General features: G+C 47.2%; 13 protein-coding genes and 1 other annotated feature. All 13 genes read left to right on the plus strand.

From position 1 onward, the window contains the following. Positions 1-38 precede the first annotated feature (38 nt). The gene (gene pgeF / locus AR337_RS00560; protein ID WP_059170063.1) at positions 39-860 is read left to right on the plus strand and encodes a peptidoglycan editing factor PgeF; all 822 of its coding nucleotides are present in this window, start codon (positions 39-41) and stop codon (positions 858-860) included. 5 nt (positions 861-865) lie between these two features. Next, positions 866-1,567, plus strand: coding sequence for a YggS family pyridoxal phosphate-dependent enzyme (locus tag AR337_RS00565; protein ID WP_059170064.1), 702 nt, complete (start codon positions 866-868; stop codon positions 1,565-1,567). Next, the gene (locus tag AR337_RS00570; protein ID WP_059170065.1) at positions 1,557-1,997 is read left to right on the plus strand and encodes a cell division protein SepF; all 441 of its coding nucleotides are present in this window, start codon (positions 1,557-1,559) and stop codon (positions 1,995-1,997) included. The genes AR337_RS00565 and AR337_RS00570 overlap by 11 nt, the downstream gene beginning before the upstream one ends. Positions 1,998-2,003: 6 nt before the next feature. Then, positions 2,004-2,264 carry a YggT family protein gene (locus AR337_RS00575; RefSeq protein WP_059170066.1) on the plus strand — a complete coding sequence of 87 codons (261 nt, stop codon included), beginning with the start codon at positions 2,004-2,006 and terminating at the stop codon, positions 2,262-2,264. A gap of 82 nt (positions 2,265-2,346) precedes the next feature. Next, positions 2,347-3,120 (plus strand): RNA-binding protein, encoded by a 774-nt coding sequence (locus AR337_RS00580; protein ID WP_059170067.1) that lies wholly within the window; start codon positions 2,347-2,349, stop codon positions 3,118-3,120. 133 nt (positions 3,121-3,253) lie between these two features. Beyond that, the gene (locus tag AR337_RS00585) at positions 3,254-3,769 is read left to right on the plus strand and encodes a DivIVA domain-containing protein (protein WP_059170068.1); all 516 of its coding nucleotides are present in this window, start codon (positions 3,254-3,256) and stop codon (positions 3,767-3,769) included. A gap of 50 nt (positions 3,770-3,819) precedes the next feature. Further along, positions 3,820-4,056 (plus strand) — a binding site (T-box leader). Positions 4,057-4,124: 68 nt separating this feature from the next. Then, positions 4,125-6,905: an isoleucine--tRNA ligase gene (gene ileS / locus AR337_RS00590; protein ID WP_059170069.1), complete on the plus strand. Its 2,781-nt coding sequence runs from the start codon at positions 4,125-4,127 to the stop codon at positions 6,903-6,905. Positions 6,906-7,226: 321 nt separating this feature from the next. Continuing rightward, a complete protein-coding gene (gene lspA / locus AR337_RS00595) occupies positions 7,227-7,721 on the plus strand; it encodes a signal peptidase II (RefSeq protein ID WP_059170070.1) in 495 nt (164 codons plus the stop codon). Next, complete coding sequence (locus AR337_RS00600; RefSeq protein WP_059170071.1) at positions 7,693-8,604, plus strand: RluA family pseudouridine synthase; 912 nt, start codon at positions 7,693-7,695, stop codon at positions 8,602-8,604. Before lspA ends, AR337_RS00600 begins: the two co-directional genes overlap by 29 nt. 184 nt (positions 8,605-8,788) lie before the next feature. Further along, a complete protein-coding gene (gene pyrR, locus AR337_RS00605) occupies positions 8,789-9,328 on the plus strand; it encodes a bifunctional pyr operon transcriptional regulator/uracil phosphoribosyltransferase PyrR (RefSeq protein ID WP_156424268.1) in 540 nt (179 codons plus the stop codon). Positions 9,329-9,584: 256 nt separating this feature from the next. Further along, positions 9,585-10,889, plus strand: a complete 1,305-nt coding sequence (locus tag AR337_RS00610; protein WP_059170073.1) for a solute carrier family 23 protein — start codon at positions 9,585-9,587, stop codon at positions 10,887-10,889. Positions 10,890-11,050: 161 nt separating this feature from the next. Further along, positions 11,051-11,977 carry an aspartate carbamoyltransferase catalytic subunit gene (locus tag AR337_RS00615; RefSeq protein WP_082686831.1) on the plus strand — a complete coding sequence of 309 codons (927 nt, stop codon included), beginning with the start codon at positions 11,051-11,053 and terminating at the stop codon, positions 11,975-11,977. Next, entirely contained in the window at positions 11,940-13,238 is a 1,299-nt protein-coding gene (locus AR337_RS00620) for a dihydroorotase (protein ID WP_059170075.1), read from the plus strand. Before AR337_RS00615 ends, AR337_RS00620 begins: the two co-directional genes overlap by 38 nt. The last annotated feature ends 47 nt before the right edge of the window (positions 13,239-13,285 follow it).

Raw genomic sequence — 13,285 nt, forward strand, 5'->3', positions numbered from 1 at the left:
CGTGTTGTGGTAAACTAGAGAAAAAACAGGGGAGAGCCATGGAACCATTTATTTCCCAAAATGAATCGCTTTACATCCTCAAAAAGTGGATGAATGACTTTCCCGGCCTTTCAGCCGGTTTTACTTCACGTCAGGGTGGATACAGCAGACTGGAATTCGATAGCCTGAACACCGGCTACCATGTTGGGGATGATCCTGGAATGGTTATGGCCAACAGGGGTGCCACCGCACGTATGGCGGGATTCAAGCTTCTTGATATGGTTGGTGCCGAACAGACTCATGGAACAAATATAGTAAAGGCACATCCGAATTTAAAAGGAATGGGTGCTGCCGCGTATGATAATTCCGTAAAGGACACGGATGGATTTTACACAAATGAACCCGGAATCCTCATGTCACTTTGCTTTGCGGATTGTGTGCCGTTGTATTTCATTGAACCTTTCAGCCGGATGGTTGGCATCGCACACGCCGGCTGGAAGGGTACAGTTAACGGGATTGGCCCCAAGATGGTCAAGGCTTGGGAGGATGAAGGCATAGATCCTTCATCCATTTTTGCCGCAATAGGGCCATCCATTTGCAAAGATTGTTACATTGTTGATGACAAGGTTATCGCTTTTGTGGAAAAGGCACTAGAACATGTCGAAAAAAAACCATATAATCAAATTAGCGCTGGCCAATACTCCCTCGATCTCCAGTCAATGAACCGGGTTCTGCTGGAGGAGGCAGGGATACCAGTGCAGAACATAGCAACTACCGGCCTTTGTTCATCATGCAGCGGTGCCAGCTTTTTTTCCCATAGGAGGGACAAAGGGAAAACCGGGAGGATGCTTGGTTTTATAGGTTGGAAGGAGGGTTCTTAGCGGTAATGGAGGTAGCAGGAAATCTTAGAGATATACGCACCAGGATAAAGGATGCTTGCCTTAAATCCAACAGGGATCCTGCCGGGGTTCGAATAATTGCAGTCACCAAATACGTCAGTACGCAAAGGGCCTTGGAGGCTGTGGAGGCCGGGGTTTCCGATCTTGGCGAAAACCGTGATGAAGGCTTTCTGAAAAAATGGGATACACTTCATGGGAAAGCTTCGTTCCATTTCATTGGGTCCCTGCAAACAAAGAAAGTAAAGAATATTATCGGTAAAGCTGACTATATCCATTCACTGGACAGGCTGTCCCTTGCCAGTGAGCTTAATAAGCGGGCTGCTGGCAAGGTTAAATGCCTCGTTCAGGTGAATGTTTCCGGAGAAAAATCAAAGCATGGACTAACTCCTGATGAGGCCATGTCATTTATTGCCGAGCTTGGGGATTTCGAAAGAATAAGTGTTGAGGGCTTGATGACCATGGCTCCACTGACGGAAGATGAAACCATTCTAAGAAACTGTTTTCGAACGCTTAGGAGTCTTAGGGATAGGATTCAAGCTATGGGACTGCCGTATGCCCCTTGTACAGAATTGTCGATGGGAATGTCAAACGATTTTGAAATTGCCGTTGAGGAAGGGGCGACCATGATACGGATTGGCACGGCTCTCGTCGGAAAAAACGATATGGAGGTGCAGGTAAATGAGCATTAAGTCGAAGTTTAAAAATTTCTTTTTTCTGGATGAACAATACGATGAAGAAGAGGACTATATTGAAGAACAGGAACCAATGAGGCCTCAAAAACAGCAGGCCGTCAAAACCCAAAATGTCGTCAGCCTCCAAAGCGTTCAGAAGTCCTCCAATTCGAAGGTTGTTTTAATTGAACCAAGGATGTATTCCGAAGCCCAGGAAATAGCCGACCATTTGAAAAACAGGAGGGCGGTTGTTGTCAACCTTCAGCGGATTGATCACGACCAGGCAAAAAGGATAGTCGATTTCCTCAGCGGAACAGTCTACGCCATTGGCGGAGACATCCAAAAAATCGGCATGAGCATTTTCCTGTGCACTCCGGACAATGTCGAAGTTTCAGGCAATATTTCCGAATTGATGCAGGAGCATGATTTTCAAGATTCGAGGTGGTAACAGTTAATGGATGTAATTAGTGTTTTTTTGGTAAAATTTATTAATTTATATAAGTGGGCCTTGATCATTTACATATTGATGTCATGGTTTCCGAACGCACGGGGAACGGCTATCGGCCAGTTCCTGGCGAGGATATGTGAGCCGTATCTGGAGCAATTCAGAAGGTTCATTCCGCCGCTTGGCATGATTGACATTTCGCCGATTGTCGGAATCATGGTTCTTGAGTTTGCAACACATGGCTTGTTGAAGGTACTAAGCTGGTTTTAAAAGTTTCATTTTGCTAAAGGCGGACCGGCCCTGGCAGCCAGTCCTTTTTGTTTGACGCACCATTCTTGCAAGGAGCGGAAGTATGAATATATACCAGCATTTCAGGCCTGGGGAAAGAGAATTTATCGATCAGGCCCTGAATTGGAAAAACATTGTTGAATCCTCCTATACAGCAAAATTGACTGACTTTCTTGATCCTCGCGAGCAGCATATCCTCATGGCGGTTATTGGGGAAAATAGCGAGGTGCGTGTTGAATTTTCGGGTGGTCATGGGTTTGCCGAACGAAGAAGGGCACTAGTGCTTCCCGATTATGCGGCTGCCGAACAGGAGGACTTCCAAATTAGCCTGCTGGATATCCGTTATCCTGCGAAATTTGTTTCGATTGAACATCCCCAGGTACTGGGGAGCCTGATGTCACTGGGGCTGAAACGCGGCAAATTTGGGGATATCCTGATTGGAGAAGGCAAAGCCCAGTTTCTTTGTGCGGCGGAAGTGGTTGATTTCGTGAAAATGCAGCTCGAGTCAATCGACCGCGCATCCGTAAGCATTGCCGAACTCTCTTTGGAGGAGGCGCTGCAGCCAACGGAAGCCTGGTATGAAGATTCACTGACTGTCAGCTCACTACGGCTTGATACAGTATTGGCTGCCATCCATCACCTCTCAAGACAGAAAGCCCAGCTCTTGATCCAGCAGGGTGTTGTAAAGGTAAATTGGGCGGAAGCAGCCAATCCCGCTTTTGACATTGGAGTAGGCGATATGATTTCCGTTCGAGGGTATGGAAGATCAAGGCTAATGGCGATTGATGGGAAAACAAAAAAGGAAAAATGGCGGATTGTTGCCGGAAAACAAAAATAAATTTGCTGGCACATGAAGGAATATGAATGTTTCTGTCGAATTAAATTGATAAAATACATAGCATGGAAACCCGGGGACATTTCCCGGACCCGCCTGCAAAACGAATCAATACTCAAATTAGGGAGGTGGCGTCATGCCATTAACACCACTGGATATACACAATAAGGAATTCACTAAGGGGTTCCGGGGGTATGATGAAGATGAGGTAAACGAATTCCTTGACCAAGTAATCAAGGATTATGAACTGATTCTCCGTGAAAAGAAGGAATTGGAAGAGCGCCTGAATGATCAGAGTGACCGACTTGGCCATTTTACCAATATTGAGGAAACGCTGAACAAGTCCATCATTATCGCCCAGGAAGCTGCGGAAGAAGTAAGGCGGATTGCACAGAAGGAAGCGAAGCTCATTATCAAGGAAGCTGAAAAAAATGCGGATAGGATCGTGAATGAATCCCTGTCAAAGGCACGGAAAATCGCCCTTGAAATTGAAGACCTGAAAAAACAGTCAAAGGTTTTCAGAACCCGCTTCAAAATGTTGATTGAAGCCCAACTCGACATGATCAGCAATGATGACTGGGACCATCTTCTTGATTACAAGCTTGATGCGACCGAGTTGAGGGCAACTGAAGAAGAAGATTCGCTCGCTTGACGGAAGCTGCCTGAATGGCATATAATTTCCTAATAAGAAATGAAATAAGCTTACAGGCTATGAAAGGGACAGTACAATTTCAAATGCTTTTTTTTAGCGAGCCGGGGATGGTGGGAGCCGGCAAAAGCAGGGAATTGGAAAATCACCCATGAGTCCCGCACTGAACGGCGAAATGCCAAGTAAGCTGCGGCGTGCAATTCCACGTTACGGATGTTTGAGGGGGCAGTCCTATTCTAGGTTGCCTATCAGGGTGGTACCGCGGGAAATCAAACCTTCTCGTCCCTATTGGGATGAGGGGTTTTTTATTTTGTGAAAAATGCCTTTTTCAGGCTAGTAAGTTCAGGAGGAAGAGAAAATGGAATACAAAGACACACTGTTAATGCCAAATACGGATTTTCCAATGCGAGGCAACCTGCCGAAAAGGGAACCGGAAATCCAAGCCCAATGGGAAGAAAAGGATATTTATAAACTAGTGCAGGAACGGACAAAAGGCCGCCCGATGTATGTTCTTCACGACGGCCCTCCATATGCGAACGGTGATATCCATATGGGCCACGCCTTGAATAAAATTCTGAAGGATATGATTGTCCGCCACAAATCAATGACTGGCTACCATGCCCCTTATGTTCCCGGTTGGGATACGCACGGCTTGCCAATTGAACAGGCACTTACAAATAAGGGCGTTAAGCGGAAAGAAATGACAGTTGCTGAATTCAGGCAGCTTTGCACAGAATATGCCCTTGGCCAAATTGACAGCCAAAGGCAGCAGTTCAAGCGCCTTGGCGTACGGGGAGACTGGGAGAACCCATATATCACCTTGAAGCCTGAATACGAAGCCCAGCAAATCAGGGTGTTCGGCGAAATGGCTAAAAAGGGTTATATTTACAAAGGGAAAAAGCCTGTCTACTGGTCGCCTTCCAGTGAATCCGCCCTTGCAGAGGCTGAAATTGAATACAAGGATAAAAAATCGCCTTCAATCTTTGTGGGCTTTAAAGTAAAAGATGGTAAGGGTGTTCTGGATACGGATACGAGCATTGTGATTTGGACGACAACTCCATGGACAATTCCAGCCAACCTTGGCATTTCCGTCCATCCAGACCTAGTTTATACGGTTGTTTCCGCAAATGGGGTAAACTACCTTGTTGCAGAAGCGCTTCTAGAGTCGGTTGCAAAGGAAATTGGATGGGATTCCTATGAGGTTGCCAAAAAGGTTAAAGGCCAAGAACTGGAATACATTACGGCAATCCACCCATTATACGGCCGCGATTCGCTTGTCGTGCTAGGTGAGCATGTCACCACGGATGCTGGTACTGGCTGTGTGCACACTGCGCCAGGACATGGAGAGGACGACTTCCATGTTGGCCAAAAATATGGCCTGGAGGTGCTCTGCCCAGTTGATGACAAAGGCTATATGACCTCCGAAGCGGAAAGATTTGAAGGCCTGTTTTACGATGAAGCCAACAAGCCGATTACACTGGCCCTTGAAGAGGCGGGAGCGCTTTTAAAGCTATCCTTCATCACCCACTCCTATCCGCATGACTGGCGGACTAAGAAGCCGGTCATTTTCCGTGCCACTGCCCAGTGGTTCGCTTCCATTAAGGATTTTAGGAATGAACTTCTTGAGGCAATCAAGGAAACGGAATGGGTTCCTGCGTGGGGGGAAACCCGCCTGTTCAACATGGTCCGTGACCGCGGCGATTGGTGTATTTCCCGCCAGCGTGTCTGGGGCGTACCGATTCCTGTTTTCTACGCTGAAAATGGCGAACCGGTCATTACTGACGAGACGATTGGCCATGTATCCAGCCTGTTCCGTGAACATGGCTCCAATATTTGGTTTGAAAGAGATGCGATGGAGCTTCTTCCTGAAGGATTTACACATCCAGGCTCCCCAAATGGAACGTTCACAAAAGAAACGGACATTATGGATGTTTGGTTTGACTCAGGTTCCTCGCATCAGGCTGTCCTTGAGGAAAGGGATGACCTGCAGAGGCCGGCCGACCTGTATCTGGAAGGTTCCGACCAATACCGAGGCTGGTTCAACTCTTCGCTCTCAACAGCCGTTGCCGTAACAGGCAAAGCGCCATACAAAGGCGTGCTCAGCCATGGGTTTGTCCTTGATGGCGAAGGAAGAAAAATGAGCAAATCACTCGGAAATGTTATGGTCCCTGAAAAAGTTATGAAACAAATGGGAGCAGATATCCTCCGGCTTTGGGTCGCATCCGTTGATTACCAATCCGATGTTCGGGTTTCAGATGCCATCCTAAAACAGGTTGCAGAAGTGTATAGGAAAATCAGGAATACATTTAGGTTTCTACTTGGAAATCTTGCCGATTTCAACCCTGAAAAGGATGCACTTGCCTACGAAGAACTTCGTGAAGTTGATCAATTCATGCTCGTAAAGCTTAACAAATTGATTAAGCAGGTTAGGGCTTCTTATGATCGCTACGAGTTTTCGGGTATTTACCATGCGGTCAATAATTTCTGCACGCTTGACCTGAGCTCGTTCTATCTTGATTTTGCCAAGGATATCCTTTACATTGAGTCAAAGGATAACAGGGCAAGGCGTGCCATCCAAACCGTACTTTATGAATCACTCGTTTCATTGACCCAGCTTGTTTCCCCAATCCTTTCCCATACAGCTGATGAAGTGTGGGAGTTCATTCCTGGAGTAAAGGAAGAGAGCGTCCAATTGACGGATATGCCTGAGTTTAAGGAATATCCAAATGCAGAGGAATTATCGGGAAAATGGTCTGCTTTCATGAAGTTGAGGGATGATGTCCTTAAAGCACTAGAAGAAGCGCGAAATGAAAAAGTAATCGGAAAATCCCTAACAGCTAAAGTAACCCTTTACGCAAATGAGCAAACCCGAACTCTCCTGAATTCAATTAATGAGGATGTAAAACAGCTCTTCATTGTTTCCGGATTCGAGGTCGCGGGCACCGTAGAGCAGGCTCCGTCAGATGCTCTTAAGCTTGAGACTGCGTCTATTGTGATTACAAAAGCGGAGGGTGAAACATGTGAAAGGTGCTGGGTTGTCAAAACGGATACCGGCACAGATCCTGACCATCCGGCACTTTGCGCCCGATGCGCAAGTGTTGTGAAAGAGTCTTATCCGTCCGAGGCGAACCAGGACTAAAACGTTGAGGCCGCGCCTGCTTTTTTGCAGGAGCGGCCTTTTTATGGCTGCTAAACAAACTATAAAATAAAAACATTGTGGAGAACTCGAAATAAGTTATTGTAGTCCAGCTCCAGCGCCTAGCCCCTCGAGGTCTTAAGCCGGTTCCCTCCGGAGGGCAGGCCCGTCCTGCGGGCTCCGTCTTAATCTGGTCGGGGCTAACCAAGGCGCTTGCGCATTTTGTTCCTAAACAACGCTTAGGTTCTCCTGCAATTGTGGTTAATGGGAGGTTTGTGCTAAAATGCATAAGAAGTCATCGAGAAGATGTGGAGGGTTTACCTGGTGTTTTATTACTTAATCGCTGCATTGATTATTGTCCTCGACCAATTTACCAAATGGCTGATTGTGAAAAATATGAATTTAGGGGATAGCATTCAAATTATTGAGGATTTCCTTTATATTACTTCCCACCGGAACAGGGGTGCGGCCTGGGGAATTCTGCAGGGGCAAATGTGGTTTTTTTACGTGATTACAATTATCGTCATAATCGGAATCGTCTATTACATTCGGAAAGCGGCACGAGGGAATGCGCTTCTCGGGGTTTCACTTGGCTTGATGCTGGGGGGAGCGATTGGAAATTTCATTGACAGGGTTTATCGGCAGGAAGTTGTCGATTTTATCCATACATTTATTTTCAGCTATAATTTCCCTGTTTTTAATATAGCTGATTCAGCTCTTGTCGTTGGGGTCGTTTTAATGATGATACAAATGATAAAGGAAGATCGGGAAAGCAAAAAGGAGAAATCATATGGAGAAAATGGTACACACCATCGCTGAAGGCGAAAAAGGTGACAGGCTAGACAAAGCAATTTCGTCTTTAAATGAAGAATGGTCACGCACACAGGTACAACAATGGATTAAAGACGGGAATGTCCTAGTCAATGGCAGGGCTGTAAAAACGAATTATAAATGCGCCGAACATGATGTCATTGAAATTTCTATTCCCGAGCCAGAGGAGCTTGACGCGATTCCGGAAAAAATGGACCTGGACATTTATTATGAGGACGGAGATGTGCTTGTCGTGAACAAGCCAAAAGGAATGGTCGTCCATCCGGCGCTAGGGCATTTGACCGGCACGCTTGTGAACGGGCTTATGTACCACTGCAAAGACCTCTCCGGGATAAATGGTGTACTCAGGCCAGGCATTGTCCACAGGATTGATAAGGATACATCCGGCCTTCTCATGGTAGCAAAAAATGATATGGCCCATGAAAAGCTCGTCAACCAGCTTGTCGAGAAGTCGGTAACGAGGAAGTATAAGGCAATTGTCCATGGCAGCATTCCCCATGACTATGGAACGATCGATGCCCCTCTTGGAAGGGACCCGAAGGATAGGCAAAGCATGACTGTCGTCGATAATGGGAAGCATGCGGTCACCCATTTTCAAGTACTTGAAAGGCTGGGCGATTTTTCATTCGTAGAATGCCAGCTCGAAACGGGGAGGACACATCAAATCAGGGTTCATATGAAATACATCGGCTATCCGCTCGCAGGTGACCCAAAGTATGGCCCAAAAAAGACACTGGACCTTGAAGGCCAAGCCCTGCATGCGGGCATACTAGGCTTTAGGCATCCCAGAACGGACGAATATCTTGAATTTGAAGCGCCGTTACCCGCATATTTCGACAAACTGCTTGATCAATTGCATGAAAATGATTGACACCCTTTTCGGTTTGAAGTAATATATCTATAAGTTAATAAGCCCTTTAACGCAGTCCTGTGAGGCTGGGAAGGAACGGATTTTCACACCCTGGAAGGGGTATGTGATTAAATGCGAATTTCCAAACCTCCCACAAGCTGCGGGAGGTTTTTTAGTTCTTCTTTAGATGAAAGAAGGTAGATTTATGGCCCAGAAAGCACTTGTTTTGGATGAACAGGCTATCAGGAGAGCACTAACAAGGATAGCTCACCAAATCATTGAAAAAAATAAGGGAATAGACGACTGTGTGGTAGTCGGCATTAAGACAAGAGGCGTATACATCGCCGAACGGCTTGCAGAGAGGATACTCCAGATTGAAGGTAAGGCGGTTGCCACTGGCGAACTGGATATTACATTGTATAGGGACGACCTCACCCATGTAACTGAAGACCAGGAACCTCATGTAAAGGGGTCAGATGTTCCAGGCGGAGTAACAAATAAGAAAGTGATTCTAGTTGATGACGTCCTTTATACCGGCAGGACGGTGAGGGCGGGGATGGATGCGATTATGGACCTTGGCAGGCCAGCCCAGATCCAGCTAGCTGTTCTTGTCGACCGGGGCCACCGTGAACTTCCAATCAGGGCGGATTATGTCGGTAAAAATATCCCTACATCGAGTACGGAACGGATTAAGGTTGAACTTGCTGAAGTGGACGGCAGTGACCAGGTAAGCATATACGAATAAGAAAAATAAAGAAAAAAACAACTGAATATCCCTTTTAAATGCAGACCAGAGAGCCTGCAAAGGGGGTAATGCCGGGCAGCTCCACAGGTGTGGGCGCCTGCAGCAGGAATCAAACCGGTTCCCGCTTGCATTTAAAACCTCCTTGCGCTTAGCTGCAGGGAGGTTTTTTTTACAAACATGGGTTGTTTAGGAAGAGACAGGAATTAAGCAAGAGGCCAATAACCCAAAATTATAGGAATGACGGAGGAGAAAAACAATGAACAAACCCATCCTGGATGTACACGAAAAACCAAGTGCCGGGCAATTAATAACCTTGAGCCTGCAGCATCTGTTCGCCATGTTCGGGGCGACCATCCTTGTTCCATTTCTTGTTGATTTAAGCCCGGCTATCGCGCTTATCTCTAGCGGTATCGGTACATTGGTCTTCCTAATAATTACAAAATGGCAGGTTCCCGCCTACCTTGGGTCATCCTTTGCCTTCATTATTCCGATTATCGTCGCAAAGACTACCGGCGGTCCTGGCGGGGCGATGATCGGCAGTTTCATGGCTGGCCTAGTCTACGGTATTGTCGCGCTTATCATTAAGAAGGCGGGGCATCGCTGGATCATGAATCTCCTGCCGCCTATCGTGGTTGGCCCGGTCATTATGGTCATCGGCCTTTCCATGGCTGGAACGGCGGTTGGAATGGCGATGAATACGATGGCGGATCCCGCAAATTACAGCGTACTTCACTTCTCTGCGGCCTTGGTTACTCTTATAGCAACAATCGTCTTCGCGATTTACGGAAAAGGGACGTTTAGCATTATCCCGATTTTAGCGGGGATTGTCATTGGATATGTGTATTCGCTAGCAGTAGGGCTCGTCAATTTTAAACCGGTAATGGAAGCGGACCTATTTGTAATGCCTGATTTCATCATCCCGTTTGTTGATTATAAAATAAAAATCACCTTTGACCTTGTCCTGCTGATGGTGCCGGTCGCCATCGTGACAATTTCAGAACATATCGGCCATCAGCTTGTACTCAGCAAGGTTGTCGGCCGAGATTACATTAAAAAACCCGGCCTCCATCGGTCAATTTTAGGTGACGGGATGGCAACGATGATTTCCGCCTTGATTGGCGGACCGCCAAAAACCACTTACGGGGAAAATATTGGCGTCCTAGCGATAACAAAGGTATACAGCGTGTATGTGATCGCAGGAGCAGCTGTGGCAGCAACCATTTTTGGATTCATTGGGACAATCACAGCACTAATTGGATCAATTCCGTCTGCAGTGATGGGCGGCGTATCCATTCTTCTCTTCGGTATCATTGCTTCCTCAGGATTGAGGATGCTTGTTGATAACAAAATTGATTTTGGCAACAATCGAAACCTGATTATTTCATCGGTTATCCTGGTTATCGGAATCGGTGGTGCCTTCATTAAGGTAACTAGCGGTTTTGAAATCCAGGGTATGGCGCTCGCGGCAATTCTTGGGATATTGTTGAACCTCATCCTGCCTGGCAGGGAGCCAGCAAGTGAAGACATGTTCGAAGATTCAGCTGACAAAAAATCTGCATAAGGTACCACCTTTTAAACCGGTCCCGAGAGGCCGGTAAGGGTGCACGCCTGGCCGCCGGAAAGGACACTTCCAGGCGGCTGGGGGAATCATGCGCCCAGGCTACCGCTCAGGGCGTTTTCTTTCGCCCTAAAGCACACAATCTGGGGAGGAATGTAAAAATGATCAAGCATTTGCTGACAATGGCTGATTTACAGCCGGATGAAATCCACACACTGATTGACGAGGCAGAAGGATTTTCAAAAGGGGCGATCTGGGCTCCAAAAAGGAACGCGTTTGTTTCGAATCTATTCTTTGAACCAAGTACAAGGACAAAGTGCAGCTTTGAAATCGCGGAGCGGAAGCTTGGTCTTGAGGTCATCCAGTTTGAGGCGAGCGCATCAAGCGCACTGAAAGGTGAAACGCTGTATGATACGGTTCGCACATTGGAGTCGATTGGGGTGGATGCGGTTATCATCCGCCATCCGGCTGACCAATATTATGACGAACTTCTGACAGGCTGCAGAATTCCAATTCTGAATGCCGGCGATGGCTGCGGGCACCACCCGACACAATCGCTTCTTGATTTAATGACAATCAAGCAGGAGTTTGGCAGGTTTGCAGGCTTGAAGGTTGCAATTGTTGGAGACATCAGGCATAGCAGGGTTGCACATTCCAATGCCGTCGCCCTGAAGAAGCTCGGTGCCGAGGTTGTTTTCTCCGGGCCGCCTGAGTGGTTCGAAGAGAAATCATCCTTTGAACCAATCGACAGTGCTGTTAGAACAGCCGATGTCGTCATGCTCCTGAGGATTCAGCATGAGCGCCATGAAAGGCATTATGGACTTTCAAAGGAGGATTACCATCGCATGTACGGCCTTACCATAGAAAGGGAAAACCGGATGAAGCCTGGCAGCATTATCATGCATCCTGCTCCAGTAAACAGGGATGTAGAAATAGCCTCTTGCCTGGTAGAGTCGCAGCGTTCGCGGATCTTCAAGCAAATGGAAAATGGCGTATATGTTCGGATGGCAGTCCTTAAAAGGGCTCTGGCACAACAAACAGGGGGTAGATACCATGAAGCTTTTGCTGAAAAACGTGCAGTTGCTAGATAAATCAGGAGAATTTGAACAAGGTGATATTTATATAGAGAACGGAATTATCGGGGAAATTAGCCATTCAATCAATCGGCAGGCCGATCGTGTGATTGATGCTGAAAATTATGTAGCAGCACCCGGCTTTGTCGACCTCCATGTCCATTTGAGAGAGCCCGGAGGAGAAAAGAAGGAAACGATTGAAACGGGTACGTTGGCTGCCGCAAAGGGAGGATTTACCACTGTCGCTGCAATGCCAAATACCAGGCCTGTCCCGGACTCAAAGGAGCAGCTTGACTGGCTTCAGGACAGGATTGCACAGACTGCTTCGGTAAGGGTTCTCCCATATGCTTCAATTACAATTCGTGAATTAGGACGGGAACTGACAAACTTTGAAGAATTGAAAGCAGGAGGCGCGTTCGCATTCACGGATGACGGAGTAGGGGTCCAAACGGCGGCGATGATGCTAGAAGCGATGAAGCGGGCCGCTGAGCTCGATATGGCCATTGTCGCGCATTGCGAAGAGGATTCACTCATTAATAAAGGCTGTGTCCATGAAGGTTCATTTGCAAAAGAACACGGCCTGGCAGGCATCCCTTCCGTTTGTGAAAGTGTCCATATCGCCAGGGATATCTTGCTTGCGGAGGCGGCGGGCTGCCATTTCCATGTTTGCCATATTAGCACAAAGGAATCGGTACGGGCTGTAAGGGATGCAAAGCGTGCTGGCATTCGTGTCACAGCGGAAGTCACACCACACCATCTGATCCTCTGCGAAGAAGACATTCCGGGCCTTGATGCCAATTACAAAATGAATCCGCCGCTGAGGGCAAAGGCCGACCAAGAAGCGTTAATTGAAGGGCTGCTGGACGGAACAATCGATTTCATCGCGACAGACCATGCGCCACATACGGCAGAAGAAAAGGCGGAAGGCATGGAACTTGCCCCATTTGGAATAACGGGCCTTGAAACAGCCTTCCCGCTTTTATACACCCATTTTGTTGAAAAAGGCATATTCAGCCTTCAGCAGCTGATTGATTATTTGACAATTAAACCAGCGGAGGCGTTTGGGCTACCATACGGGAAGCTTAAAGCAGGGGCCCCTGCGGATATCGTTTTACTAGACTTGCATACCGATCTGGCAATCAACCCGCGGGAATTTTTGTCCAAAGGGAAAAACACGCCATTTGCTGACTGGGTTTGCAAAGGCTGGCCGGTAATGACAATTGCGGGCGGGGAAATAGTATGGGATGGAAAACGCAAAAAAGCAGGCAGTAGCTGCTAAGCAGAAAATGAAAGATATGGCGGATAGCCAAGGTATGGAATAAAAAG

Source organism: Bacillus sp. FJAT-27445, assembly GCF_001510665.1.
Lineage (GTDB): Bacteria > Bacillota > Bacilli > Bacillales > Cytobacillaceae > Bacillus_D.

Coding starts and splice junctions, on each gene's coding strand:
- ileS (WP_059170069.1), top strand. CDS start 4,125: ATGGAATACAAAGACACACTGTTAATGCCAAATACGGATTTTCCAATG.
- AR337_RS00620 (WP_059170075.1), top strand. CDS start 11,940: ATGAAGCTTTTGCTGAAAAACGTGCAGTTGCTAGATAAATCAGGAGAA.
- AR337_RS00600 (WP_059170071.1), top strand. CDS start 7,693: ATGGAGAAAATGGTACACACCATCGCTGAAGGCGAAAAAGGTGACAGG.
- AR337_RS00565 (WP_059170064.1), top strand. CDS start 866: ATGGAGGTAGCAGGAAATCTTAGAGATATACGCACCAGGATAAAGGAT.
- pyrR (WP_156424268.1), top strand. CDS start 8,789: ATGGCCCAGAAAGCACTTGTTTTGGATGAACAGGCTATCAGGAGAGCA.
- AR337_RS00580 (WP_059170067.1), top strand. CDS start 2,347: ATGAATATATACCAGCATTTCAGGCCTGGGGAAAGAGAATTTATCGAT.
- pgeF (WP_059170063.1), top strand. CDS start 39: ATGGAACCATTTATTTCCCAAAATGAATCGCTTTACATCCTCAAAAAG.
- AR337_RS00575 (WP_059170066.1), top strand. CDS start 2,004: ATGGATGTAATTAGTGTTTTTTTGGTAAAATTTATTAATTTATATAAG.
- AR337_RS00610 (WP_059170073.1), top strand. CDS start 9,585: ATGAACAAACCCATCCTGGATGTACACGAAAAACCAAGTGCCGGGCAA.
- AR337_RS00585 (WP_059170068.1), top strand. CDS start 3,254: ATGCCATTAACACCACTGGATATACACAATAAGGAATTCACTAAGGGG.
- AR337_RS00570 (WP_059170065.1), top strand. CDS start 1,557: ATGAGCATTAAGTCGAAGTTTAAAAATTTCTTTTTTCTGGATGAACAA.